A 26,270-nucleotide genomic window follows, 5' to 3' on the forward strand; every position below is an offset into this window, starting at 1 on the left:
TAAGAGAATCACATCATGAAAAAGGCAACTAGCGGCTGGGTAAACGGATTAATCGGTGTCGCTATTTTTGCAGGCTCTTTACCTGCAACACGAATCGCTGTTGCAGATTTTACGCCCATTTTTTTAACCAGTGCACGGGCCACAATTGCAGCTCTATTCGGATTATTTTTTCTGGTGTTACTTCGCCAAGCACGTCCAACCACTTCAAACATACCTGCACTTGCGGTCAGTGCATTGGGCGTGGTCATCGGCTTTCCACTCTTAACGGCTCTGGCCTTACAGCATGTAAGTTCTGCACATTCCATTGTTTTCTTAGGTTTATTACCTATCAGTACTGCCACTTTTGCTGTTCTGCGTGGAGGAGAGCGCCCCAAGCCACTTTTTTGGTTGTTTTCAGTGCTGGGAGCCATTTTTGTAGCAGGTTATGCTGGACTTGGCGAGACCAGTACCGCATGGAAAGGTGACCTATATATGTTGGCAGCCATTATTTTATGTGGGCTGGGTTATGCAGAGGGAGCAAAACTTTCGCGGTCGTTGGGCGGTTGGCAAGTTATTAGTTGGGCTTTACTGCTCTCGTTACCTGTGATGTTACCGATTGCATTATGGAGCATGCCTGTTTCATTTCAGCATGTCAGTACAGCCGCATGGATAGGACTGGCGTATGTCTCTATCTTTAGCATGCTGTTGGGTTTTGTGTTTTGGTATCGAGGATTAGCACAAGGTGGTATAGCATCCGTTGGTCAACTGCAATTACTCCAACCCTTCATGGGACTTGTACTTGCTGCTCTATTACTACATGAAAGTGTGAGTTGGATGATGTTAGTTGTCACTTTGGCAGCGATTATCTGTGTGGCTGTAGCGAGAAAATATGCTTGAACATATGACGTCCAATTTTATCGTTATTGAGTAAAAAAATCTGGATATCATCTCTATGATCAAAGATGAAATTCATCTTTGACGATGGAATCTTACTAAACACTATAGTTAAGTATCTATATTTTATAAAAATCTGGTCCTGAGTATTTGCTGTACATAATTAGTGGGGGATTTTTAATCATGGAATAAAATCTTGCTGTATAGCAACAATGCTGTATATAGTTTTAAACATAGGCAGGTCAAGCGGTGCTTAAATTCGCAGTATGTTGAGTGTTGATGATAAGTCTTCGGAAATCGAGAAAGAAAAGATCACCGCTGAGACGTCCTATCCGAACAGGCGTAGACCTTAGTGAATAAAATTAAAATAGCGTGAAATTGGCATGGATTGTCAACAACTAAGATGAGAACAAGATGAGTGCAGAAGTAGATTCACTTGGACTGGTGGGGCCTGTTGTGCTGTTGAGTGCAGCGGTCATTGCCGTCCCTATTTTTAAACGTATTGGTCTAGGTTCGATATTAGGCTACTTAATTGCTGGATTAATCATTGGGCCATTTGGTTTTGCCTTTTTTAACAATCCGACAGCTATTTTACATATTGCTGAACTCGGCATCGTGATGTACCTCTTTATCATTGGATTGGAGATGCAGCCTTCGCACTTATGGAGTTTAAGGAAAGAGATTTTTGGATTGGGCAGTTTACAAATCCTGATTTCAGTCATTGCCTTAACGGGTATGGGCATGTTGTTTGGCTTTAGCTGGAAAATTGCTTTCATTGGAGCAGCAGGCTTCGTCCTGACATCGACTGCGATAGTGATGCAACTGTTAAATGATCGTGGAGAGCTGCATCAACGACGTGGTCAAAAGATCGTGGCGATCTTATTATTTGAAGACTTATTGATTGTTCCTTTGTTGGCATTGGTTGCATTTATGGCACCCAATCAAGTAGCAGAAAGCTCATCTATCGATTTGCAAGGGATTGGTATCGGACTATTGGCTATCGCGGGATTAATTGTTGCAGGGCATTGGTTACTCAATCCATTATTTAAAATTTTAGCTGCCGCTAAAGCACGTGAAGTGATGACTGCTGCGGCATTGTTAGTAGTCTTAGGTGCGGCATTACTGATGCAACTCAGTGGTTTATCCATGGCACTGGGCGCATTTTTGGCGGGAGTGTTATTGTCCGAATCGACTTTCCGCCATCAAATTGAAGCGGATATTGAACCCTTCCGTAGCTTATTATTGGGCTTATTCTTCTTAGGTGTCGGGATGTCTTTGGACTTGGCAGTGGTCAGACAAAATTGGCCATTGATTCTGAGTGGCGTGATTGCATTGATGTTCACCAAAGCACTGATGATTTATGTGGTCGCACGTTTGGCCAAAAGTAATCATTCCGAAGCTTTAGATCGTGCATTATTGATGGCGCAGGGCGGCGAGTTTGCCTTTGTGCTGTTTAGTGCCGCAGCGACAGCACAAATTATTGATAACACCATCAAGTCGAATTTAACTGCGATTGTCGTATTGTCTATGGTGTTGACGCCAATCATTGGGGTGTTGTTTAAACGCTTTACCCTTGAACAAGATGAAAGCTCACTTGATCAGGTCAAGGTTGCTGATGGTTTAACGGGTAAGGTACTAATGATTGGTTTTGGTCGCTTTGGTCAAGTGGCCAGTCAGTTGTTATTGGCACGTAGTGTGGATGTGACCATTATTGATAATGATGTGAACATGATCCAAAATGCAGAAAAGTTTGGTTTTGATGTCTACTATGGCGATGGATGTCGTTTAGATATTTTACATGCTTCAGGAGCAGATACCGCAGAAGCAATTTTAGTCTGTGTTGACCACAAAGAAACGGTTAATAAAATTGTAGAATTGGTGAATGCTGAATTTCCTTTGGCTAAGCTGATCGTCCGTTCCTATGACCGCGAACACGCACTGTATCTGTCGAAGAAAAATGTCAGTTTGATGGTTCGAGAAACCTTTGAGTCTGCATTGGCTCTAGGTCAAATGGCCTTGCAGCAACTGGGTGCCAGTCAGGATGAAATTCAGCAGGTGAGTGAGGATATCCGAGCTTTAGATCAGCAACGTTTTGAAACCGAAGTTGCAGCTGATGATGTCAAAGCGGGCATAGGTATACAATATACGCAGCGCAACCCGCGTCCGACTGCACCATTGATTAAGCCACAACATACAGGGCAGTTATTAAATAATGCAGAACTAGAAAAAAATGAGTGAGGTGGATGATAGAAATTAAAGTATGATTTTTATCATCTTGTATGAAAAGGTCTATATTAGGCCTTTTCATTTTTGAACAGATGGATCTGATAGCACTGCATGATTTGGTCTAATTTTATATTGAACGAAATTTGTATCAGTCCGATGATGTCGAACGGATACAATTTCGACCATCATTCTTGGCTTGATAGAGTTTTTGATCTGCCAATTTAATTACATCTTGAGTATTTTCTGAGTCTTGGGGCCAAGAGGCAATGCCAATTGAAACAGTGATCGTGCCAATTGGGTCAATGTAGCTTTGTGCTACTGTTTTACGAAGTCGTTCAGCTGCTATATAGGCAATCTTTGGATCTTCGTGTACTACAAAGACAATAAATTCTTCTCCACCGACACGGCAGCACACATCATGTTGACGAAAGTTACTTTTCATATGAGAAGCTAACTTTTTCAATACGTGATCGCCTTGATCATGTCCATAACTATCATTCACTGCTTTAAAGTGATCTATGTCCAATGTAAGTACTGAAAAAGGTGTATTGGTTGCTTCTAATTCATTTAAAAAAAGTTTCATACCGCGGCGGTTATAAAGCCCCGTCAGTGGATCGGTATTCACGTGTTGTTTTAGCTCTGCAATTTCATCTTTAAAATGTTTGGAGCTAAGCAAGAGAGCGGTGCGAAAGCGCAAAGCCTCAAAATACCATGGGTCTATGTTTTTAATGTCTTGATCAATATTTGGGCGAGTCAGCATGCTGGCCATTTGCGCAAGCTTATTGAGTGGTGATGAAATCAAGTATGAGAGCTTCCACACAAAAATGAACAAAAGCAAATAGAAACCGAGCATAGCCAGTGTTACTTTAACGATGATCGAGTTTGCTTGGCTTAATAATTCTAACGTTGGTTGTTGCGAAACAACAATCCAATTCACACTTGGAATTGCTGCAAAGCCCGCTAGGTTTTCGATACCTTTACTATTGACCAGTGCAATTTTCCCAGTGGAGTGTGATCTAATATATTGCATTCCTGTATTATTTTTTAATGAATCTCCTATGCGTGATTTATCTGGATGGAATATTATTTTATTTTTATTATCAACAACATAGGTGTAGCTCTTTTTATAAGAATAAGTCGTCGCTAACAGTTCACTTACCAAATTTTCTTTGTTTAAATAGATTGTGCCCGTCACTATACCTAGAAATTCATTTTGAGGATTAAAAATAGGCTGAGCAATGAGTACAATTAAATTGTTTGACAAGCCTTTGTATGGAGAGGAAATATAGGTTTTCTTTAGTTTTAATGCTTCGGTAATACCTGAAGTTTTATATTGTTTTTTTGGATCGACATGTATGGTCTGAGGCGAATGTTCCAAAATAAAAGCATTCTTATCTACAATTGTGATCGAATTGAATTTTTGTGATTGATTTTTAAGGCGAGTAACTTCGGCTTTTAAAACCTGTCGATTCGAAAAATCTTGACCAACAATTTGAGCACTATAGCGTAGCTCACTCAACATACTTTCAAAATATTTATCGGTACTAAATGCAATTTTTGAGGCATAGCGTTGATTGGCAGCCAAAGAGTTTTCGGTCAACTGTTCTTTGATGACATAGTTCAATACAAAAATTGAAATTAGAAACAAGCTTGAAACACAGCCTATAATTAAAATCAAAATAAGTTTTTGTAAATCTAGACTATGAAAAACAGATTTCTTGATCACTTATGCCCCCAAGACAAGAACAGATTTTTTAAAGTTTTGTAGTGCTGCTTATAGAAACTCAACTCTCATGATTGAAACTAATGTGTACGAAAATTGATCTAATTTGCTTGCTGGTATTTTATAAGTATAGAGAAACTTCAGACTAATATATATGTAATTTTTCTATAAAAATTACATTAGTTTTCATTAAGATAATATGAATAGTACACAAAATCGCGTAATCAATCAAAAGTACTATTAAAGTTTAATGAAAACAACATTAAATTGACATGCTTAACCGTAATAATGAGACCTTTATTATTTCGGTCATTGGAGAACAACATGAATGTCTTAGGCATCGGATTGATCATTGTATTATCATTAATCGGCTTAGGGGCACTCATTACAGGTTTTGCTGTGGGCGAAACATTTTTTGTGATTGGATTACTTATATTTATTATGGCCTTTTTGGTTTGGTTAAGTCTTAAAGATAAATTTTCAAATCCTTTTAAAGATTAAGAATGTTGTAATTGAGTTAATTTTATACCTTCGCCATAAGGAATATTAATTGGACTGGATAGAATTATGTTCTTTGTATCTATTCAGTATGTATATCTTATGAACTACCAGCCCAAAGGCTGGTAGATTTTCAATTCTTTAATCTAGGCTTCAATCCAATTATCTTTAATTTCTTGAGCATCTCTATTTAATATGACCTGATTCTCTCGAATCTCTCTCACCCATGCACTCGGAATAAGATGGTGCTTCCCATCTCCATGTTTGGTGAGTTTGATCTGTTTACCTTCAATGTGGTCAACATCTCCAACTTTAGTTCCACATACAGCAATTACACTAGAGTGTTCTTTAATGTCCGAAATATTAATCGTGGTCATGATGTACCTCTATCTTATTCATAGAATAAAGCGAAGATTTACCCTAACCTAATTTTTCATATCCATGGATATTTTAAATATAACAGTAACATATTATGTATTAAAATTTACGAAGTATAAAAAATGTCATAATTTGTTTTTTATACCGTATTAAATAGATTTTATTTGGTTTTGGTTGTGGTTTATCCAGTGTTTTTTATTGAATTTCAGCATTATTATTATGCTTGAATTTTTTATAATTGCTTACAACTTTTGTTTTATTAGGAATATTTGGGTAAGCACATTGTCTGCACCGATGGCGATATTATCGCTAAATTTAACATGACTGATAATACAGATATTTAGCTAATATATACATTGACGCCAATTACAGCGACCTGATAACTTCCATTTGCACCAATCGATTAAACTACAATAGGTTAGGCCAGTTCTGACTATGCTTTTCAAGAAGAAGGACGTAACCAATCGCTAAAGTTAAGAACAGTGGTAAAGAAAATCAGTTTTGAGAAATGAATTTAGTGTTGTATTGCGACACTACCAATAAATCACTCAAAATGCATTGAACTAAGATGGAAAAGAACTCATAAGCTGAATGTGTGATTTACTTGATTTGATGCAGAGCTGTTATCTAGATTTAGCCTCACAGTATGATCTCTCATTTTTTAAAAATATCAATTGGCTTTTATTTGGACAGTTGTTTCGAAATGTCATAAGCCCTTGTCTAGAGTGAAAAATGCTTTTATATTGTACTTACAGTAGGTCGATAACTAAGACGCTACGATGTAGTTGGACGGATCAATGACAGCTCGTTGAGTTTGATACGAAATGTTCAAACAATAAATCAGCACTAGCCTTCCAACATAGAAAAGCTCGCAGAAATGCGAGCTTTTTTTATGTGAAAAAATATGAGTATGTATATCAGTTGTTAAGCATATTTGATTTAAGTTTATGATTTATGGTTATGATTTTGGAAATATTTATATAAATTAACATTGCGATAAATTCTAACAACTCTAATGGCGGTGCTGGAAAAAACCTGTGCTATAAGATTAAGCAGAGCTAAAAAAAGAAAAGGAAAATGATCATGACACAGCTTGTAGATGTAAAGGTAAAGGACCAGTACAGTCAAACCTATAATGTGAAGGCTCAATTGAGGCAAGTCCCTGAAAACTCCGAAGCAGAACGTCTGGATCTGTTTAAACGAATTGAACATATCGTTGTTGATGGTGAAGTGATTCTACCTAGTATTGAATTGTTATTTGAAAGTCGACAAACAGAGAATATATACCGAGTTGTTGATTAACTCTATTGAAGAAAGCTCATGTTTACATGGGCTTTTTTATGGGAGATCTATGTGGGGCTAAGTTATACCATTGCAGAATATAAGGCATAATTTTTTTTGAACGATTATTTTGAATGTTATGAAATAAAGTCAGGATCACTTCCTATACTCATATTTATCAAGCAATTTGATGAATGGTTTGAATATCCATTGTGCCGACGTCTTAAATAGTTGATTAAAGACGTGAAGATTTATTACCTGAGTAAAATATAAAACAAGGGTTCTTTAAACTGCCTGCAAACGCATCAGTGAATGATTAATCTGCTGTAAGTGTTGGTTAAGTGCTGTGGGTTCGATTCGACTCTCCTGTAAAGTCGTAATCCATTGCATTTGGCAGCGTTTTAGACTGTGTAAGTCTTTCGCCGATTGAATTTGGAGAATGAGTTGTTTTGCCATTAATCCACAATAACGTTGTAATAAACTCATCATCAACTCACGAGTTTCTTCAAAATTGTACGCTTTGAATGCTGGTGCTGGTGCTGGTGCTGGTGCTGGTGCTGGTGCTGGTGCTGGTGCTGGTGCAGGAATAGTTGGTGTCGGAGTTTGCACTGTACTGGCTAAATTTATTGGATTGACTTTACTTTGACTATTTTCTTGTACAGATGTAGAGGATTGATGTTCCGATGGAGGCTGTATTGGGCTAGAGACGTGAGATGTTTGTGTGGAATGAATTAAGCCTAATTCAATTAATTGTTCGAGTATTTCAGGCGTTGCGATACGTTGTTTGAACTGGTCAGACAATTGTTCAAAATCTTCTGTACCAATTAAAACCAATAGTCGTCTTTGACGCGCATTTAGTGGGATATGACGTTGTTGTAAGGCATCCAAACCCAATGCTGTTTTTTGATAATGATTCATACCTTAATTTACTCCCCCGAAAAAATAAATTAAGGCTGAACATACAGGGTGAAAATTACAGCAATATTAAGAATTTATGACAATACATTTTAGAGCGTTTTAATGCTCGCATTTTCTAAAGCTTTACGTAAGTATGGATCGAGTTCATCTTGACGCATTAACCACTGAATATAGTCAGCAGGGAGTTCGGCAATCGCTGTTCCACGATGCTTACCAAAATTAATGACACGTGGAATACGAGCATCTTCAGAGGTAGCAAATAATTGTTCCATACTGTTTATTTTTAAATGATGCACCACATGCATTAGAATATTGGCTGTTAAAATAATATCCATATCGGCACGATGGGCCTTTTTAATCATTTCACGGGCTTTTTCACTGCCTTTTGAAATCATATAAATGAGTGCTGAAATATTGTGGGCTTCAGCATCAGGCCAAACCAAACGAGCAAGTGCCAGTGTACAAATTGCTTTAATATGAGACGTATCGACACCACATTTTTCGATTGCACGAATATCATAGTCAATATTATGACCAATAATATATTGGGTCTCATCTGGTAGCTTGAATGTCGTGTAGTGGGGTTGGCCCACTAAATCTGACTCTAAAATATGGTGTACAGCCATAGCAGCAAAAGAAATCGGTTCATTGACCGTATAGAGCTGATCAAAGACTTGGCTTTTGTCTAGGCTTAATTTGCCATTTGCAATTTCAATCGGTGCGTATGCAATCTCAATGGGTTGACCATTTAGGGTATGGGTTTCTGTGTCGAGAATAATGGCTTGCATGTGCATATCCGAAAATTAAAAGCTGAATAAATTTATCATTTTCAAGAGTATCAAGACAGCCCACGACAGCTGGATTTGTGGTTTATTCGCTTATTTTGTGGGGAGATGTTATTTAAATCATCTAGTGAACCCAGGTGATTAGAGCTCAGGCTTTATTGAGCAAGGGAAAAGTCAGGACTGGATTGATCTATTTATTTAGGCAGGTTGAAAGGAAGATGATTGCTTAAAATTAAAATAATTCTTTTGGAATCCGGCTCAAACAACGATTAAAGAGTGTTCGGCGCCTGCATTTAGCTGTACGCAAGATTTATTTTAAACTTCAAATTACTAGTTTTTATAACAATGGTAGGTATGCATTTGCAGACAATGTTCACTTTGTATCATTCTCGTAAATGGTCTTGCCACACGTCATTTTGAGGCGTAAATCATTAATGTATTCAAGTGATTTGAATCGTTACAACAAGAAAAAATGTTATTAAGGAATTTTAAGATGAAAAAACATATATTGGCCGTGTTCGTCAGTAGTTCTGTGCTTGTTTTAACAGCCTGTGGAGGAGGGGATGGCGGTTCAACTTCTGTTGGTGTAGATGATGGGATTCCAAAAAACAATATTGTTAATCCAGTCGTAACTACGCCAACAGCTTATACAGCTACAGATATGTCGGCTACGGCTGGTGAAAGCGTAGTCATGACTTATAAGATGTTAGGTGTCCATAATCGGGAAGTACAAACGACAGCTTTGGTTTTTACTCCTAAAACTCCAGTTCCTGCCAAAGGTTGGCCAATTGTAGTTTGGGCACATGGTACTACTGGTGTTGCTGATGCCTGTGCACCAAGCCGTAGTTCATTAAATCCTTATATCAAAGCGATGATAGATGGCTTCTTAGCGTCTGGTTATGTGGTTGTTGCTCCTGATTACGAAGGCTTGGGTGAGCCTACAGCTGATCAATTACATCCATTCTTAAATGTCAAAAGTGAGGCCTTTTCAATTACGGATGCAGTGGTTGCTACGCGTAACTATTTAGGCGCTAAAGTATCTAATCAATGGATGACGGTTGGCCACTCACAAGGTGGGCATGCGGCACTGGGCGCTGCACAATATCAGTCTAGAGCTCAATTGGACTATAAAGGTACAGTCGCTGTTGCACCTGCTTCGAATTTATCTTTTATTTTAACAGCAGGGGAAATGCAAGCAGCAGCCCAGCCTGATGTAAACGATAAGATTGAAACGCTTGCATCTTTAGATACCTTTACCGCATTAATTACAGCAGGTTTACGTAATCAGAATCCAAATTTACAGTATTTCCAAGTGTTTAAAACACCCACGAATCAAATTGCAGAGAATGCTGAATCAGATTGTTATACTGTTTTAGGGAATAAATTTGGCTTGGCAATGGGGCAATATGCCCTCTTAAATAATAATTCTATTAATGGTTATCCTAGGACTCAACCTGATTTTATGACCAGTATTCCTACAGTCAAAGATTTTCTAGCCAATGGTTCTCAGCCTTTAAAAACTAAAATCAGCACGCCTATCATTATTTATCAAGGTGCGGCAGATGCTACAGTTCCAATTCAGGCAACAGATCTTTTATTGAGTACAGAGGCTGCTAAAAACTCACCAATTACCTATATAACAGAGGCAACATGGGATCATGGTTCAGCTTATGTGTTAAATATTCCTAATATTCTGACCGATGTCAAAACTCTCATGCCAATTCAATAATTTGCTTTGACCCAAATCGCTCATGTGGTTTTACTGCATGGGCGATTTTTATTTCAAACAGCGTAAAGTTCGTTCTCGAAATTTATAAACTTCATGCTACAATACGCGCCAATCTTAGCACGGCTTAAAAGCCCTAATTTCATAGGACCTCGCTAATGTTTGCCAATATCTCAATTGCTGAATTTGATCCAGAAATCGCGCAAGCAATCACAAATGAAGATGCTCGCCAAGAAGCGCACATTGAACTGATTGCTTCTGAAAACTATTGCTCTCCAGCAGTAATGGAAGCGCAAGGTTCAAAACTTACAAACAAATATGCTGAAGGCTACCCAGGCAAACGCTACTACGGCGGTTGTGAATATGTAGACGTGATTGAACAATTAGCGATTGACCGTGCTAAAGAGCTTTTCGGTGCAGATTACGCAAACGTTCAACCACATGCGGGTTCACAAGCAAACTCTGCTGTTTACTTAGCCCTTCTTAACCCAGGCGACACTGTTTTGGGTATGAGCTTGGCTCATGGCGGTCACTTGACTCACGGCGCAAAAGTGAGTTTCTCTGGCAAAACATATAACGCAATTCAGTACGGTTTAAACCCTGAAACTGGCGAGATCGACTACGAAGAAGTTGAACGTTTAGCAATTGAGCATAAGCCACGTATGATCGTTGCTGGTTTCTCTGCTTATAGCCAAATTGTAGACTGGCAGCGTTTCCGTGACATCGCGGATAAAGTTGGCGCTTACCTATTTGTAGATATGGCTCACGTTGCTGGTCTAGTTGCTGCTGGTGTTTACCCAAGCCCAGTTCAGATTGCTGACGTAACAACAACAACTACTCACAAAACACTTCGTGGCCCACGTTCAGGTTTAATCCTTGCGAAAGCAAACGAAGAAATCGAGAAAAAATTACAATCTGCTGTATTCCCTGGTAACCAAGGTGGTCCTTTGGTTCATGCTGTAGCGGCTAAAGCAATTTGCTTTAAAGAAGCAATGGCTCCTGAATATAAAGTTTACCAACAACAAGTGGTGAAGAACGCTCAAGCTATGGCTGAAGTTCTCATTGCTCGTGGTTATGACATCGTTTCTGGCGGTACAGAAAACCATTTGTTCTTGTTATCTCTTATTAAGCAAGATGTAACAGGTAAAGAAGCAGATGCATGGTTAGGTGCAGCTCACATTACTGTGAACAAAAACTCTGTACCAAATGACCCACGTTCACCATTTGTGACTTCAGGTATCCGTATCGGTACACCTGCTGTGACGACTCGTGGTTTTGGTGAGGCTGAAGTTCGTGAACTTGCTGGTTGGATCGCAGACATCCTAGACAGCAAAGGTGACGAAGCTGTAATTAACGCTGTTAAAGCGAAAGTTGAAACGGTTTGCGCGAAATTCCCAGTTTACGCGAACTAAGTTTGACTTGAGAAAGCCCCCTCAAGGGGGCTTTTTTTATGGCATTAAAAATTCAAAATCAGTTGAAATGTAATTTAGACTGCATTTCTGATATAACAGAAGTTATAGTCTAATAAATTATTTTTAATAAGAATTTTATTCATATCGTATTCAAATAGGGATGCAGCACATGGCAAATCCAGCAATTATTATTTCTGAGCAGGATCTTCATCGTTTAGAAACGATGCTAGAGCATCAGCCTAAACTTACACCGACTATGCAGTTGCTTGAAGAAGAATTGGCCCGTGCCGATGTTGTTGCGCCACAAGATATGCCTGCCAATGTGGTAACGATGAATGCAAAAGTTTTACTGACCATTGCACCATCTACAGAAGCATCTGAAATTACCTTGGTTTATCCGCATGACTTTAAAGGGGAGAAAGGGCAGGTCAATGTGGTTGCTCCAATTGGCGCAGCAATTCTGGGCTTAGCTGAAGGTCAAGAAATTGAATGGCCACAGCCAGACGGTCAAATGATGAAAGTCAAAATTGAAAAAGTGCTTTATCAACCTGAGCGTGAAGGTGATTATTTATAATATCGAAATACTCAATTTTAAAGCCATGTTGATCATGGCTTTTTTATGACGTTGAATATGTGCTTTCTATAATGAAAGACAGTAATGAAAAAGAAAACAAAAAAGTAGAGTGCTGATTGATTTCGATTTTTTATTTCATCTAGATAGAGTTGGTTATATTTTTGATAGGCTTGTTCATAGCCGAAAATCATTTTTCCATTCACATGTAGTGCATACAAAATATCATGAGGGGTCTTTAGATAAGTGATGGATTGACCTCTCCAAGCAGGAATATCTAAAGTTAACCGCATTGCATCGAATAGCCATTGGCACGTATGAAAATAGCGAATAGGTAAATTCATTTTTTTCATTGGATTTTTCGGGCCAGTGTAGGAGGTGGTCTTAAAAGGTGAGTCTAGCCAACGATCACACCAAACCGTTTGAATTCGGCCCTGATTCTGGCTAAAGAAACCGACCAAAAATTGCGCTTTCCCCAAGCTGTGTGAATTATAGGGTGCTAGATTTTTTTGATAAAGTTGAATAGCTGTTTCATTGCCTAGCAGTGTGCCACTCACTTGTTGCAATTGGCTCGGATCATGCTCTAAAAATGTTTCGTGGATGTGTTTTGCTTTATAGTGCGCACCAATACCAATAAATAAGGTTAATGCAATGCAGAAGCCTAAACTATAACGAATGACGTGCTGAAGACGAATGATCATAATTTTAAATAGATATCATTTTATTGGAAGCAGAAGTAATGATTAGCCAGATCAAGATAAAAGGTTTTCACAGCGTTTTTGCAAAAATCTACATGTTATTTAATATAAAAGCTGTACTATAAAAATGATTTTATTCAATTTCTTTATTGGGTTAAAACACTATGGCACAAATTGACGTTCTTGTTCCTTTAAGGGATATACCTGTCAATTCAGATGAACTTTTAAGTATCCAGCGTAATGATTTGGTTCCATTGCTGAACGATCAATATCGTCTCAATCATTATGCAGATAGTGTCATTCAAGCACAGTCTGTGCTACTTAACGGGATAGACCCGCAGCTAACCTTGCAGCTGAGTCAAACCATTGAGCAACTGATCCAGTCACTGGCTGACTCAAAAAAATACCTGAAAAAGCGAAAATTTAATGGGCTGCAAAAGTGGCTGGGAATTGATATTGAATATGGTTCGACTCAAGTTGAATACTATAAAAAACTGGATCAATTACTGGATCAAGCCAATCATCTCAGTCAAAAATTACAAATCGAAATTCAAAAATCGCAAGCACGTTATCAGCAGCTTACTGGTTTACGTGAGCAAATGGCTAAATATATATCTGCGGCTGAAGCATTTTTAATGGAATATCCTAAATTTGTGAAGAATGCACATCCTTTAGATAATTTTGCAGAACGTTTGTCCAAGAAAATAAACAGCTTGCAAACTTTGCAAAGCAGTAATGATATTGCGATTACGCAAATGCAGTTGTCACAGCAGCTTTCATTGAGTTTGTTAGACCGATATAAAGAGGCACAGCAGGTTTTGATCCCAGCATGGCAATATCATGTCAAACAATCCCAGCAATCAAGCTCGACAAGTGAACTGGAAAAGCTCGATAATAGCCGTGAAAAATTGATTCATACCTTAAAAAAATCACTACAGAAACCAACACTTTAAGAAATAGATTAGGTGAATTATGACCAACTCAGAACAAAACAGTCTTGTGGTAGAGCCAACCACCGAAGTGATTGAACATAAGTTTCAACAGTTAAATTTGCAAGAAATTGGCTTGCAACAAGATGACTTCAATGCAGTTTTGGCAGCGCGGAAAGAGTTGGCAGAAATCAACCATAACGCCGTGGCGGAGTATGGTAAAAATATTGCGACACAAACCTCAGGATATACTGATGAGTTGTTAAATCTGGTTCAAAATAAAGACTTGGATGAAACTGGGCAAAAGCTGAATCAGGTAGTACAAGTTGCACAACAGCTCAATACCTCAAGTATTTTAAATAAAAAGAAAAATTCAGGTTTCTTCGGTGGCTTGATGAGCAAAATTAAAGGCGCAAAGAATAATATTGATATGCACTTTAATACCACTAAAGAACAGATTGATACTTTGGTGAAAGAAATTGAAAAATCGCAGTCTGGTTTAAAAGCACGTGTTGATACGCTAGATCGGATGTTTCATGGTGTACAAAGTGAATATAAACAGCTCGGTGTGTATATCGCAGCGGGTAAGTTGAAACAGGATGAAATTCAGCAGGAAATCTCAACACTGACTGCACAGGCGCAAGACCAAACCACGACGCAGAGAGTTTACGATCTCAATCATTTAGCCAATAATCTGGAAAAACGTGTGAGTGATTTGCAGGTTTTACAACAATCAGCCATGCAAACATTGCCGATGATTCGTATTATCCAGTCTAATAATTTGATGTTGGTCGATAAGTTTTATGCAATTAAAAACATCACATTGCCTGCATGGAAAAATCAAATTAGTTTGGCGATTTCTTTAAATGAGCAGAAGAACAGTGTGCAGTTGGCCAATACCATTGACGATGCGACCAATGATTTATTAAAGCGCAATGCCGATTTGTTACATCAAAACTCAGTAGATACAGCAAAAGCCAATCAACGTTCGGTGATTGATATTGAGACGCTTGAACATGTACAAAACACCCTCATTAAAACAGTAAATGATGTGATTCAAATACAAAAAGAAGGGATGCAGAAACGTGCTGAAGCAACCACACGTTTGCGTAGTTTGCAGGACAATTTGAATCAATTGGTTATAGACTCGAGTTCTAATCGTACGACACCATCTTAATGCTAAGTTGGGTGGTCGATAGAGGAGAAATGTTTGCCTTCTTTAGATGAGTATGTTGTTCAGCCTCAGCACCTTGAACAAGGTGTAGCTACACTCAAACAGCGTCAGCGTAAACTGAGCTTATGGTGTATGGTGAGTGTAATTCTGCTGGTCGTTTCTGGCGTGAGTTATTTCCTACAGCAGGATTTTGTCTATAGCTTTTTTGGGCTCACGACTGAAATACAGCAGCTACATATGCCCATGAGTGTCGATGAAAATCTCGCATCACTTGGACAACAGCCAGATTATTTTCTGAATTTGCTGTCATGGTTTGGTTGGCTTGTGCTCAAGATTATGGTGTCTTTTGTTGGGGCATTCGTATTGGTACACTATGCACGGAAAGTTCACTTTTTCTATGTGCGTTTTCAGTCTTTTATACTGAAGTTTGTGGCTTGGCTGATCGCATTTATTTTACTGTGGTCTGGACTGACCTATGTGCAATATGATTTAAAAGATGATGAGCATGAAGCTTTCCAGAAAATTGTATATTACGATAAAAATATTCAACAAAGCGAACTCGCGCATTATTTGCAAGAGTCAGACATTCAGCTCCCCGTAAAACATTATTTGCTTGCACAGACAGCATTGTTACACCAACCTGTCGATAAAAATGCAGCCATTCCGCATGTGCTTGCTCTTGTACAAGCAGAAAAAAATGATTCACATTTTATTGACTATGGGTTTAAGCCTGAACAGCTATGGACGATGCAACACCAACTGTATGGAAAAACACTCACGCCGATGGCTGCAAGTGTAGAAAAACAAGCTCAGCAAGCTACGCAGTTCACTACGGTCATGCAATTCTTCTCGCTTATCTTGGTGCTAATCATGGCAGTAATTAGTACTGTGTTGTTTGGTTTGACACGTCAGTTAAAGGCCAGAACGCTAAGAATTGAACAGCGGATACAGAGTAAATCCTAAGTATTGACTTCATTTAACGTCCTTTGTGGAGTGGGACTATTTATGAAGAATATCTTAAAATCTATAAAACCGATTATTAAAATAAAAACAAACTGTTTTATCTATTTTTAGATTTACTCTATGATTCTTTTATCAAATAATTTTACAGACTGCTTTGGAGAGCTTAACCATGTTAGATCAAAATACTTCAGCTCAATTAAAAACACTTCTTGAACGCCTTGAAGGTCCGATTGAATTGATTGCGACTTTGAACGGTTCTGAGAAATCAGACAAAATCAAAGAATTGGTTGAAGAAGTTGCAGCACTGTCTCCACTGGTGACTGCACGTTTTGATGGTCAAAACTCACGTGCACCTAGCTTTGGTGTAGCAAAAGCGGGTGAAGAGCCTCGTGTCTTCTTTGCGGGTTTACCGATGGGACATGAGTTTACCTCTTTGATCTTGGCATTGTTACAAACTTCAGGTTATGCACCCAAAGTCTCGGATGAAGTTTTGGCTTCAATCAAAGGTTTAGCGATCCAGTCTAACTTTGACGTATTTGTCTCTTTAAGCTGTCATAACTGTCCAGACGTGGTGCAAGCATTGAACCTGATTGCCATTTACAACCCAGGTACGACAGCCACCATGATTGATGGTGCATTCTTCCAAGACGAAGTTGAAGAACGCAAAATCATGGCTGTACCAATGGTGTTCCAAGACAACACCCATATCGGTCAAGGTCGTATGACTTTGGAAGAGATTATTGCCAAACTGGATACCAATTCAGCAGCCAAAGAAGCTGAAAAACTCAATGCCAAAGATGCTTTTGATGTTCTCGTGATTGGTGGTGGTCCTGCAGGAAATACCTCTGCCATTTATGCCGCGCGTAAAGGCATTAAAACGGGGATCGTAGCTGAACGTATGGGTGGTCAAGTCATGGATACCATGGACATTGAAAACTATACCTCGATTCAAAAGACCCAAGGGCCAAAGTTTGCTGCTGAAATGGAAGCACATGTACGTGAGTACGGTGTGGACATCATGAACTTACAACGTGTTTCTCACATCAAAGGTGCAGATGAGACAGCGAATGGTTTGGTTGAAGTCACTTTAGAAAATGGTGCGAAGCTTGAATCTAAAACAGTCATCCTTTCTACAGGCGCACGTTGGAGAGAGATGAATGTGCCGGGTGAAGCAGAATACCGTACCCGTGGTGTTGCTTACTGTCCACACTGTGATGGCCCACTGTTTAAAGGCAAACGTGTTGCCGTAATTGGCGGGGGGAACTCAGGTGTCGAAGCGGCAATTGATCTTGCTGGGATTGTAGAACATGTGACTTTGGTTGAGTTTGATACCAAACTACGTGCTGACCAAGTGTTGCAAGATAAATTGCATAGCTTGCCTAACACCACAGTCATCCTAAATGCACTCTCAACCGAAGTTGTGGGTGATGGTAAGCAAGTGACGGCATTGAAATATAAAGACCGTGCAACCGATGTAGAACATACAGTTGAGCTTGCAGGAATCTTTGTACAAATTGGTTTATTGCCAAATACTGATTTCTTAAAAGAAACTGCTGTTGAGCTTTCAAACCGTAATGAAATTGTGATTAACGATCGCAACGAAACCAATGTCAAAGGTGTATTTGCCGCAGGTGACTGTACGACAGTGCCTTACAAGCAAATTATCATTGCCACAGGTGAAGGCGCGAAAGCATCTCTGTCTGCTTTTGATTATATTATTCGTTCTGGGCTGTAAGTGTGAAATGAAAAAGCCAATGCTCTCCCAAAATCTACGTTGGCTTTTTCCCTTTATGTTGTGTGACTAAGCTCTAGTTGTAATTTTATAGGAACTCTGGTCGCTAACAGCCTGAGTTCCTTTTTTTTGGAATGATGATTTCGGGCAAAGAAAAAGCCAAAGTGTTCCCCAGATCACTTTGGCTTTTTCATTTAGTTGTTGTTTATTGTTATTCTTTGCCCAGTTTTTGTTTTGAAACTCTGAGTGTGGTCAGTACTCGGTTTCTTTTCTACTTTCCCCAAGGTTAGACGCTAAATAAGTTCAATCCTTTAAATTTTTCTAACAGTTGTTGCTGAGTTTCCATGTATTCTGGATGTGGCTCGATACAGGCAATTGGGCAAACATCGACACAGGTTTGGGTGTCATAAAAACCAACACACTCCGTACAACGGCTGACGTCTATTTCATAAATCTTGTCACCTTCAAAAATAGCAGTATTGGGACATTCAGGAAGGCACATATCACAGTTAATACATGCATCTGTTATTCGTAGTGCCATGGCATTATCCCTCAGTCAGCTTGCAACATAAGCCAATGCAGGCGCTGAAATATCAGTGCTTGAATGCGGTAAGTTACGAATGAGTAGGGCATAACGCATGTCAACATCAGCAGGAACAGGTATTTCAACTACATGTCCTGAGCCTTTCGCTTCAAGTATTGGATTACCTTTTTTATCGAGAATTTCTGTCAACTCAAAAGTGATATTGCCTGACGTGGTCATGAGTTCAAGTACATCGCCCACCACAAAACGGTTTTTGACATCGACTTTCAGATAATCACCATTTCGCTCTAAAATTTCACCGCAGTATTGTTGATGGTCAAAACTAGATGAGCCATTTGCATAGTTTTGATATTCGCTATGTACGTGGCGACGTAAAAAACCTTCGGTATAACCACGATTCGCCAGACCTTCGAGTTGTGTTATGAGTGATGGGTCAAAAGGCTTACCTGCGAGCGCATCATCTATGGCTTTGCGATAAATTTGAGCAGTACGCGCACAGTAAAAATAAGACTTGGTACGTCCTTCAATTTTTAAAGAATGGATGCCTATATGGGTTAAGCGCTCAACATGTTGCACCGCGCGCAAGTCTTTTGAGTTCATAAAGTAAGTACCATGTTCGTCTTCTTCAGCAGCAAACATGTCTTCATCATGACGTTGTAATAATACGGGTTCATCGAACTGATGCTGCGCTTGCATATGCAGTTCATCAGCATCAGTGTTTGAACAACAGTTGGAGCTTGTATTCAGATTTTGAACGGGGATCACATCGCCATTTTCATCTTGCTTAGTCTGATGGACTTTGTATTCCCAACGACAAGCATTGGTACATGCCCCTTGATTGGCATCACGTTTATTCATATAGCCTGAAAGCATGCAACGTCCTGAGTACGCCATGCATAACGCACCATGTACAAAAACTTCAATTTCCATGTCTGGCACTTGCTGCTTAATTTCTTCAATTTCATCAATGGATAATTCACGGGACAAAATGACCCGAGTCAGTCCCATGTTTTTCCAAAATTTCACAGTAGCCCAGTTGACAGCATTGGCTTGAACAGAAAGATGCACATCCATGTCTGGAAAATGCTCGCGTACCATCATAATCAGGCCTGGATCCGACATGATCAGGGCATCGGGTTGCATCGCAACCACAGGTGTGAGGTCACGAATAAAGTTTTTGAGCTTTGAGTTATGGGGTTGAATGTTGACGACCACATAAAACTTTTTGCCTAAGTCATGTGCTTCTTGAATACCGATAGCTAAATTGTCATGATCAAATTCATTATTGCGCACACGTAAACTGTAACGAGGTTGTCCGGCATAGACTGCATCTGCACCATAGGCAAAGGCATAACGCATATTTTTAAGCGAACCTGCAGGGGAAAGAAGTTCAGTAACGTGATGAATGCTCATGATTAAACTAAGGCATAAAAAAAATATGGTTTTATTGTAGTGCTTTAAAAAATAGATTCAACCTAGTAAAAAACTCGGAATTTAACTGTTAGTGAGTATCATAAATTTTTATTCAAGGCTTTAATTTTAAATAATAAATAATACTTCTTTTAGTGAAGAATGATGTCTTTATAAAGATAGAAATTTAAAAAATAAAGTGCCTCATATAAAATTCAGAGTGATTTGAAAAAGAAAAGTTAAAAATTTTATACGAGTCTTTGCATATTTAGATGAAAGAAAGTGAAGACTAGGCATAAAAGTGAAGTTAAGCCATCAGGCATGTTGAGGTTCCGCTATTCGTCAGAAGTTTCCGCTTCAAGTTGCCTTAAAATTTGACAATCATCAATTGTTGATAGCGTGGCACAGGATTGACGCAGTTGTTGCAACTGAATTTGGAATTTTTTTAGTTCAACTATTTTTTGCTCGACTTGTTTTAAATGCGCATCGATCAATTGATTGACCGCGCTACAGTCCTGTTGTGGGTTCTGCTCCAATTGGATGAGATATTCAATTTCTTTGAGTGAGATATCCAGCGCACGGCAACGTTTAATAAAAATGAGTCGTTTAAGCGCCTCATCTTGATAATAGCGATAGTTGTTGTCCCCGCGAAAAGAGGGTTCTAATAAATTTTTCTTTTCATAAAAACGAATGGTATCGGCACTTAATCCTGTTTTATGGACTAAGTCTTTCATCAAATAAACAGGAGAAGAGTTTTGTTGATTCATTTTGCTTGACCTTTGAGTGACTCCATAGTTTTTAATCATAATAGAAAATGATTACGTCCGGATAGGGGTTATGTATATGGCATGTTCTTCTTGCAGTTGTGCACCCGCACCACAAAAGCCAAATAGTAAGTTTAGAATGGCATTGTGGATTGCCTTATTTATTAATTTAGCTATGTTTGTGGTGGAGCTTATTGGTGGAGCTTATGCACATTCATCATCCTTATGGGCTGATTCTTTAGATTTCTTTGGTGATGCAGTCAACTATGGTATTTCACTAGCGGTGCTTGGTGCGAGTTTATATTGGCGAGCGACAGTAGCCTTGCTGAAAGGTATAACCATGGCACTGTTTGGCTTAGTTGTGATAGGCAAAGTGATTTATGCTTATGTGCTAGGGATTCCGCCTGAAGCAATGACTATGGGCGTGATTGGTGTGATTGCTTTGCTTGCGAATGTGGTTTGTGCTGTGATTTTATATGCCTTTAGAGAAGGTGACTCTAATATGCAATCGGTCTGGCTCTGTAGTCGAAATGATGCGATTGGGAATGTGGCGGTTATTTTTGCTGCGATTGGGGTGTTTGGTACAGGCAGTCTGTGGCCTGACATAATCGTGGCAGGTATTATGGCGACTTTAGGTATGACTGCGGGTTATCAAGTGGTGAGCAAAGCATTATCTGAGCGTAGATTACAGCTAGAGAATTAAGAGAAAAGCTACACTTCTTAATCAAAGTGAAATTATTTTCCATAAAAATGCTCCGCAGTTGCTCGGGGCATTTTGTTGTTTACATAATAAGAAGGCTTTGTTGCACAAAGCTATTCTTAAAGGCTTCTTCATCAAGATAATTTCCAAATGGAGAAGCCTACCCCTAAAATCTACTGTACAACCAATTGGTCCACATACAACCGAGTTCTCATTAATCGTGGGAATATTGCCATTTGGTTCGATCCTCAGACTAAATGATATGCTCAACCAAAAAGCAAACATGGAAGAAATCAAACCTATTCCGATACAGCCATCCAATGCTGCTTAATGATTAAATCCTTATTCCGTCTGTCTTTACGTATGGTCACTGGCTTTGTGCAAAGCCTCATTAATCTTTGTGGTTTAGATTGGACTGCTCCGAATATCAGTGATATTCGTATTCCACCATTTGTAGAAGACAAAGGTATATTGATATTTCGATTTGTTATCAAAAAAGTAGTGATGGACTGTATCTACTCGTAGACTCCACTGGCTTGAAATTTTTAGGTGAAGGCGAATGGAAACGCAAGAAACCTCAGCCTGAATATCGTCGACAATGGCGTAAACTACATATTGGTATAGATGCGGAAACCCTAAAAATATGAGCAGTTCAGCTCACAACGAATAATGTCAGTGATTCACAAGTCCTTGGGGATTTACTTGATCAAATTCCGCTGGATGAACAGATTGATTCAGTTTATACAGACGGGGCTTATGACACAAAACAATGCCGTCAGGTCATTGCAGATCGACAAGCAAATGCAGTGATTCCACCCAGAAAAAATGCAAAGCCTTGGAAAGATACAAAAGTTCATTCGCAAGAGCGAAATGAATTACTAGAAACAGTTAAGCACCTAGGAAGAGTCCTTTGGAAAAAGTGGTCTGGTTATCATCGGCGAAGTTTGGTCGAAACCAAGATGCATTACATCAAATCATACGAAGCAGTGCTTCTCAGGCGATAAACTCTGCTCAAGGAATTTTGACAGCCAAGTGAATGAGATCTATGCACGTGTAGCCGTATTAAATAAATTCACAGAATTAGGCAGAACTCATACCCAAGTTGTAACCTAAATTTTAGCAACTTAGGAAAACTTTACCTTCAAAGGCTTTATACAACAAAGCCGTATGAATTGAATGATTTTCAAACCTTAATTTGCCATTCTGAACAAAATCTAGGTTAATGTTTAGCGTAATACCAAATGCATCTTGCTCCAAAAGTTATACCATAGACCTAAATATTCAGTTTGAAGTTGCTGAAAATACATAGCCTGTTCAGGTTGATAGCATTGAGTGAATAGCAACCAAATATCGTCTTCGTGATTGTCATCGTTAGCAAGGGTTGTATCACATGTTTCTGCAAGGCCATGACATGCATAGTAGCCTTGGGTAAATGAAGGATCATAAGCTGCGAGATTAGTTCTGAGTGCTTCACTAAACTTAATCACTTGTAATTCAGTACACGCCAAAATGAGCAGCAAGTCGGCATAAGAATGAATATGTTCTTGAATAAATTGTGCGATTGCAAATGCTTCAGGTTCGGTCTGTTTTTGATCGGCGACATTGAGTTCAAGTTGCTGCATCAGTTGAAGGAAATAGACCAAATGCGATTTAGAGGGTGAGCTTTTCTCAAGTTGGTGGGTATTAAAACCTAATTCATCTAGAAGATTGAGTGACAACAAATAACGTGCATATATTTTGGCTGCAATGCGGTCTTGCTCCACGATATTGCTGTCGTGCTCAAGTTGTAGCGCTTGATACATAGCCATACTCAAAGCATCAGTGAAAATTTTGACAATGGCAGTAAAATAATTCAGATGAATAAATTTCAGTTGTTCAAGGCTCAGTTGGCATTGATGTAGCCGAGTCAGTATAGGATGTTGAAATAAAATATGTTCGGCTGTCGTTTGTTTCAAGCGGATGATCGCTTGAGTATTGGTTGCCCATGACGCTGAGCTTAAGGATCGTTCAATAAAACGCAAAACTTCTGCGCGGGTATGTTCGGACTGGGTGAAGGAGAGAGCATTCATATACGAGGTAAATTTTAATTGTCATCCTTTTAATCATAGTGAAAAAGATCCGACTCTTCTAGTGTTTTATTTATTTTAAAAACTTTATATTTCAAATGCTTGAATTAATGCTGGTATTGTTTTTTATAAAAAAACGGTGTGGCTCTAAATTTGATATATAATATCGTCTTCAATCGATGTATTTCGTTTTCATGTGCTGTTCTTTTGGGTTAATGGCTTAATTTTAAAGTTTTGTGCATCAGGTAAAATAAATGTCAAAAAAAGAAGACATCATTAACACAGCGCTTAATCTCTTTAACTCACATAGTTATAACTCTATCGGTGTGGATCGGATTATTAGCGAGTCTGGCGTTGCTAAAATGACGTTTTACAAATATTTTCCATCTAAAGCTAAATTAATTGAAGAATGCTTAGTGACCAGAAACCAAAATTTACAGCAGTCACTTGAATCGACGATTGCGGCATGTGACCCAAGTGATTATCTCTCCCATATCCGTGCAATTTTTGAATGGTACCATGCTTGGTTTCATACTGCGGATTTTAATGGATGTATGTTCCAAAAGGCAGTTGAAGAAATTTCAAAACTTTATCCTTCTTCGCTACAGCCTGCAATTGATTATAAAGAATGGTTGAAAGGCAAGCTATGTCAGGCTTTGAATCGTCTAGGTGTAAAGCAGGATGAACAGTTGGCGGCATTTTTATCGAGTATTTTGGATGGTATGACCATACAAGCACAAATCGATCCAGACCAAGTGCATTTGGAAGATTATTGGAAGCGTGTAAATACTTTAATCCAAATGGAACTCTTTGTCGCCTAATGTATAAAATTTAATCTCAAAGTTAACCCGATACACATTATATTGATGGCTTAAATGCACTTAAAATAAATCACTTACAAATAAATAAGCGCGATAACGGTTAGGTTATCGCGCTTTGCTGATAATGATTATGTTCCATATCGCACATTATTTGACAATAATGCATGATATGGATATGAGCAACTTAAAGTGCCTTCTTATATTTTTTGTACCCTCTGAATGTTTTCGGTCATTCAGTATTTCAGCAAAAATAGACAGACTTGTCTGTTTTGTTGAATTATAGAGACTTTGTGGAGAAAAACAACCAGTCTGTCCTTTATTTTGGCTGAAATTTATTCATCATGTTTAATATTCCTTAAAAAATGTAGGGTATTCATTATTTATTATGCTATTCAGCCGAATGATTAAGGCACTTTGGGGGCAAATAAATGGTAAATTCATTGATTGGTTCAATCAGAACACTATAGGGTTTGAGCTGATCTTCATAGCATACAAGATTGAGCCTTGCTAAAAGCTCTAAGCGAGCGTAATGCAGCGTTGCGGGTTTCGGATTTAAGCGACCATGCCACACGCGATAGCTGCCGAGTTTTCCATCGCGGCGATGGTAAAATCCTGCTAAAGGATGAGTTAAGAAGACCTGATAGCTTTCTAAATTAGGAAAGCCTTCAAAAAACCATTGGTCATGTTCGGACTGAGACAAATGCACATCTGAAGTGGCCCATGCCGATTGAGTACGCATTTTATATTGTGTATATCGGCCTTCTACATCTTGCTGACAATCAAACTCAATTTGTGCAGGATGCCACGGTAGTTGCCAAACATAGCGAGGAACGATCAGCGTCCAAGAGTCCAGAGTCGTTCCTAAAAACCAAACACAACGTTCCTGCGTCTCCTGATCAATCACGTAGACTCGATAGTTGGTTTGCCCCATAGTGAATTTTGGAAAAGGATAAACCGCAGAACTGAAATCGACATCGATGAAGGGGACTACCGACATCAGTGCATGTTGTTTGCCTTGGTACTGTACCGTGTCTAACTTAAACCGTGCTGGAATGATTTCTTTAAACCGCGCTGGGTCGATGGCATAAGTAATGAGGGCAAAATGCTGGAGTTTACACGCTACATCAAGACCGCTGGGCTTGGGTTTTGGATGTAAATAGTCTTTAAAGTTGAGTTCTGGAAAGGTCATTGGTTTATATTCTATATTTGTTATTTTTTTAATATTAGATAAAACTATACGTAGAGTAAATAAAAAACCGAAGCCTAAGCTTCGGTTTTTAATATCTTTATACTATCTTATTTTTCAACGAATGCACGTTCAATCACGTAGTCACCAAGCACACCCATACGTGGCGACTCTTTTAAACCATGTTGGTCTAGAAGTGCAGCAACGTCATCGAGGAATGCAGGACTGCCGCAAAGCATTGCACGGTCAGTTTCTGGGTTGAAACGTGGTAAACCGATCTTCTCAAAAATCTCGCCAGTTTCAATAACTGTTGTGACACGACCTTGGTTTGGATACTCTTCACGAGTAACCGTTGGGTAGTAAACCAATTTGTCTTTAATGCCTAGCTCTTCAAAGAACTCATTGTTCGGAAGTTCGTCTAAAATAAGGTCTTGGTAAGCCAATTCAGAAATGAAGCGTGTACCATGAACCACAATCACTTTCTCAAAACGTTCATACGTTTCAGGGTCGCGAATGGTTGCTAAGAATGGTGCAAGGCCTGTACCAGAAGAAAGTAGGTATAGATTTTTACCTGGGTTTAAGTCATCAAGTACTAAAGTTCCAGTCGGCTTTTTAGATACCAAAATTTCGTCGCCTACTTTAACTTTTTGTAAAATAGAGGTTAATGGACCATTAGGAACTTTAATTGAGAAAAACTCGAGTTCTTCTTCGTAGTTAGCACTAGCAATAGAGTAAGCACGCATTAACGGTTTGCCATTTACTTCAAGGCCGATCATCACAAATTGACCGTTTTTAAAACGTAGTGCAGTGTCGCGCGTCGTTTTAAAAGAGAATAAAGTATCATTCCAATGGTGGACGTGAGTAATCTTTTCGACGTTGAAAGCAGCCATTA

Annotated in this window: 24 protein-coding genes and 1 pseudogene; 14 read left to right on the forward strand and 11 right to left on the reverse strand. The window is 38.9% G+C overall.

Annotated features, from left to right (window positions below):
- Nucleotides 1-15 precede the first annotated feature (15 nt).
- On the forward strand, nt 16-876 hold the full coding sequence (locus CDG62_RS07645; protein ID WP_087526232.1) for a DMT family transporter: 861 nt from the start codon (nt 16-18) through the stop codon (nt 874-876).
- 411 nt (nt 877-1,287) lie between these two features.
- Nucleotides 1,288-3,111 carry a monovalent cation:proton antiporter-2 (CPA2) family protein gene (locus CDG62_RS07650; RefSeq protein ID WP_087526231.1) on the forward strand — a complete coding sequence of 608 codons (1,824 nt, stop codon included), beginning with the start codon at nt 1,288-1,290 and terminating at the stop codon, nt 3,109-3,111.
- Nucleotides 3,112-3,247: 136 nt separating this feature from the next.
- On the opposite strand, the gene CDG62_RS07655 is transcribed toward CDG62_RS07650, so the two are convergent.
- Nucleotides 3,248-4,825, reverse strand: coding sequence for a sensor domain-containing diguanylate cyclase (locus CDG62_RS07655; protein WP_087526230.1), 1,578 nt, complete (start codon nt 4,823-4,825; stop codon nt 3,248-3,250).
- Between the two features lie 321 nt (nt 4,826-5,146).
- Here CDG62_RS07655 and CDG62_RS19320 point away from each other — a divergent pair, with 321 nt between their 5' ends.
- Nucleotides 5,147-5,323 carry a hypothetical protein gene (locus tag CDG62_RS19320; RefSeq protein WP_162904017.1) on the forward strand — a complete coding sequence of 59 codons (177 nt, stop codon included), beginning with the start codon at nt 5,147-5,149 and terminating at the stop codon, nt 5,321-5,323.
- A gap of 143 nt (nt 5,324-5,466) precedes the next feature.
- Here the strand turns inward: CDG62_RS19320 and CDG62_RS07660 are convergent, their stop codons facing one another.
- Nucleotides 5,467-5,697 (reverse strand): DUF2171 domain-containing protein, encoded by a 231-nt coding sequence (locus tag CDG62_RS07660; protein WP_087526229.1) that lies wholly within the window; start codon nt 5,695-5,697, stop codon nt 5,467-5,469.
- A gap of 1,084 nt (nt 5,698-6,781) precedes the next feature.
- On the opposite strand from CDG62_RS07660, the gene CDG62_RS07665 reads away from it, so the two are divergent.
- Nucleotides 6,782-7,000, forward strand: a complete 219-nt coding sequence (locus CDG62_RS07665) for a hypothetical protein (protein ID WP_004696033.1) — start codon at nt 6,782-6,784, stop codon at nt 6,998-7,000.
- A gap of 264 nt (nt 7,001-7,264) precedes the next feature.
- On the opposite strand, the gene CDG62_RS07670 is transcribed toward CDG62_RS07665, so the two are convergent.
- Both CDG62_RS07670 and CDG62_RS07675 read right to left on the reverse strand, forming a co-directional pair.
- Nucleotides 7,265-7,897: a hypothetical protein gene (locus tag CDG62_RS07670; protein WP_087526228.1), complete on the reverse strand. Its 633-nt coding sequence runs from the start codon at nt 7,895-7,897 to the stop codon at nt 7,265-7,267.
- Nucleotides 7,898-7,986: 89 nt separating this feature from the next.
- Complete coding sequence (locus CDG62_RS07675; RefSeq protein WP_087526227.1) at nt 7,987-8,685, reverse strand: exonuclease domain-containing protein; 699 nt, start codon at nt 8,683-8,685, stop codon at nt 7,987-7,989.
- A gap of 490 nt (nt 8,686-9,175) precedes the next feature.
- Between CDG62_RS07675 and CDG62_RS07680 the strand changes: the two genes are divergently transcribed.
- The 3 genes from CDG62_RS07680 to rnk all read left to right on the forward strand — a co-directional run bounded on the left by CDG62_RS07680 (nt 9,176) and on the right by rnk (nt 12,394).
- Nucleotides 9,176-10,411: an alpha/beta hydrolase gene (locus tag CDG62_RS07680; protein ID WP_087526226.1), complete on the forward strand. Its 1,236-nt coding sequence runs from the start codon at nt 9,176-9,178 to the stop codon at nt 10,409-10,411.
- A 155-nt stretch (nt 10,412-10,566) separates the two neighbouring features.
- Nucleotides 10,567-11,820, forward strand: a complete 1,254-nt coding sequence (gene glyA / locus CDG62_RS07690) for a serine hydroxymethyltransferase (RefSeq protein WP_087526225.1) — start codon at nt 10,567-10,569, stop codon at nt 11,818-11,820.
- A 169-nt stretch (nt 11,821-11,989) separates the two neighbouring features.
- A complete protein-coding gene (gene rnk / locus CDG62_RS07695; protein WP_087526224.1) occupies nt 11,990-12,394 on the forward strand; it encodes a nucleoside diphosphate kinase regulator in 405 nt (134 codons plus the stop codon).
- Nucleotides 12,395-12,426: 32 nt separating this feature from the next.
- Here the strand turns inward: rnk and CDG62_RS07700 are convergent, their stop codons facing one another.
- Nucleotides 12,427-13,092, reverse strand: coding sequence for a hypothetical protein (locus CDG62_RS07700; protein ID WP_087526223.1), 666 nt, complete (start codon nt 13,090-13,092; stop codon nt 12,427-12,429).
- Nucleotides 13,093-13,253: 161 nt separating this feature from the next.
- Between CDG62_RS07700 and CDG62_RS07705 the strand changes: the two genes are divergently transcribed.
- The 4 genes from CDG62_RS07705 to ahpF all read left to right on the forward strand — a co-directional run bounded on the left by CDG62_RS07705 (nt 13,254) and on the right by ahpF (nt 17,890).
- Nucleotides 13,254-14,042, forward strand: a complete 789-nt coding sequence (locus CDG62_RS07705; RefSeq protein WP_087526222.1) for a tellurium resistance protein — start codon at nt 13,254-13,256, stop codon at nt 14,040-14,042.
- Between the two features lie 19 nt (nt 14,043-14,061).
- Nucleotides 14,062-15,195 carry a toxic anion resistance protein gene (locus CDG62_RS07710; protein WP_087526221.1) on the forward strand — a complete coding sequence of 378 codons (1,134 nt, stop codon included), beginning with the start codon at nt 14,062-14,064 and terminating at the stop codon, nt 15,193-15,195.
- 33 nt (nt 15,196-15,228) lie between these two features.
- Nucleotides 15,229-16,155 carry a hypothetical protein gene (locus CDG62_RS07715; RefSeq protein ID WP_087526220.1) on the forward strand — a complete coding sequence of 309 codons (927 nt, stop codon included), beginning with the start codon at nt 15,229-15,231 and terminating at the stop codon, nt 16,153-16,155.
- Between the two features lie 169 nt (nt 16,156-16,324).
- Nucleotides 16,325-17,890: an alkyl hydroperoxide reductase subunit F gene (gene ahpF / locus CDG62_RS07720; RefSeq protein ID WP_087526219.1), complete on the forward strand. Its 1,566-nt coding sequence runs from the start codon at nt 16,325-16,327 to the stop codon at nt 17,888-17,890.
- 283 nt (nt 17,891-18,173) lie between these two features.
- Here ahpF and CDG62_RS07725 read toward each other — a convergent pair whose 3' ends face one another.
- The 3 genes from CDG62_RS07725 to CDG62_RS07735 all read right to left on the reverse strand — a co-directional run bounded on the left by CDG62_RS07725 (nt 18,174) and on the right by CDG62_RS07735 (nt 20,608).
- Nucleotides 18,174-18,428, reverse strand: a complete 255-nt coding sequence (locus CDG62_RS07725; RefSeq protein ID WP_087526218.1) for a YfhL family 4Fe-4S dicluster ferredoxin — start codon at nt 18,426-18,428, stop codon at nt 18,174-18,176.
- Nucleotides 18,429-18,443: 15 nt separating this feature from the next.
- Entirely contained in the window at nt 18,444-19,844 is a 1,401-nt protein-coding gene (gene yegQ / locus CDG62_RS07730; protein WP_087526217.1) for a tRNA 5-hydroxyuridine modification protein YegQ, read from the reverse strand.
- Nucleotides 19,845-20,176: 332 nt separating this feature from the next.
- Nucleotides 20,177-20,608 (reverse strand): Cd(II)/Pb(II)-responsive transcriptional regulator, encoded by a 432-nt coding sequence (locus CDG62_RS07735; protein ID WP_087526216.1) that lies wholly within the window; start codon nt 20,606-20,608, stop codon nt 20,177-20,179.
- A 76-nt stretch (nt 20,609-20,684) separates the two neighbouring features.
- On the opposite strand from CDG62_RS07735, the gene CDG62_RS07740 reads away from it, so the two are divergent.
- Entirely contained in the window at nt 20,685-21,308 is a 624-nt protein-coding gene (locus tag CDG62_RS07740) for a cation transporter (RefSeq protein WP_087526215.1), read from the forward strand.
- Nucleotides 21,309-21,455: 147 nt separating this feature from the next.
- Nucleotides 21,456-22,418, forward strand: a pseudogene (locus CDG62_RS07745) (IS5 family transposase).
- A 113-nt stretch (nt 22,419-22,531) separates the two neighbouring features.
- Here the strand turns inward: CDG62_RS07745 and CDG62_RS07750 are convergent.
- Nucleotides 22,532-23,374, reverse strand: a complete 843-nt coding sequence (locus CDG62_RS07750; protein ID WP_087526214.1) for a hypothetical protein — start codon at nt 23,372-23,374, stop codon at nt 22,532-22,534.
- A gap of 251 nt (nt 23,375-23,625) precedes the next feature.
- Between CDG62_RS07750 and CDG62_RS07755 the strand changes: the two genes are divergently transcribed.
- The gene (locus tag CDG62_RS07755) at nt 23,626-24,192 is read left to right on the forward strand and encodes a TetR/AcrR family transcriptional regulator (protein WP_087526213.1); all 567 of its coding nucleotides are present in this window, start codon (nt 23,626-23,628) and stop codon (nt 24,190-24,192) included.
- A gap of 388 nt (nt 24,193-24,580) precedes the next feature.
- On the opposite strand, the gene CDG62_RS07760 is transcribed toward CDG62_RS07755, so the two are convergent.
- Together CDG62_RS07760 and CDG62_RS07765 are read right to left on the reverse strand one after the other, a co-directional pair.
- Entirely contained in the window at nt 24,581-25,381 is an 801-nt protein-coding gene (locus CDG62_RS07760) for a DUF2071 domain-containing protein (protein WP_087526212.1), read from the reverse strand.
- Between the two features lie 107 nt (nt 25,382-25,488).
- Complete coding sequence (locus CDG62_RS07765; RefSeq protein ID WP_087526211.1) at nt 25,489-26,268, reverse strand: ferredoxin--NADP reductase; 780 nt, start codon at nt 26,266-26,268, stop codon at nt 25,489-25,491.
- Nucleotides 26,269-26,270 lie beyond the last annotated feature (2 nt).

The organism is Acinetobacter sp. WCHA55 (assembly GCF_002165305.2).
GTDB lineage: Bacteria > Pseudomonadota > Gammaproteobacteria > Pseudomonadales > Moraxellaceae > Acinetobacter.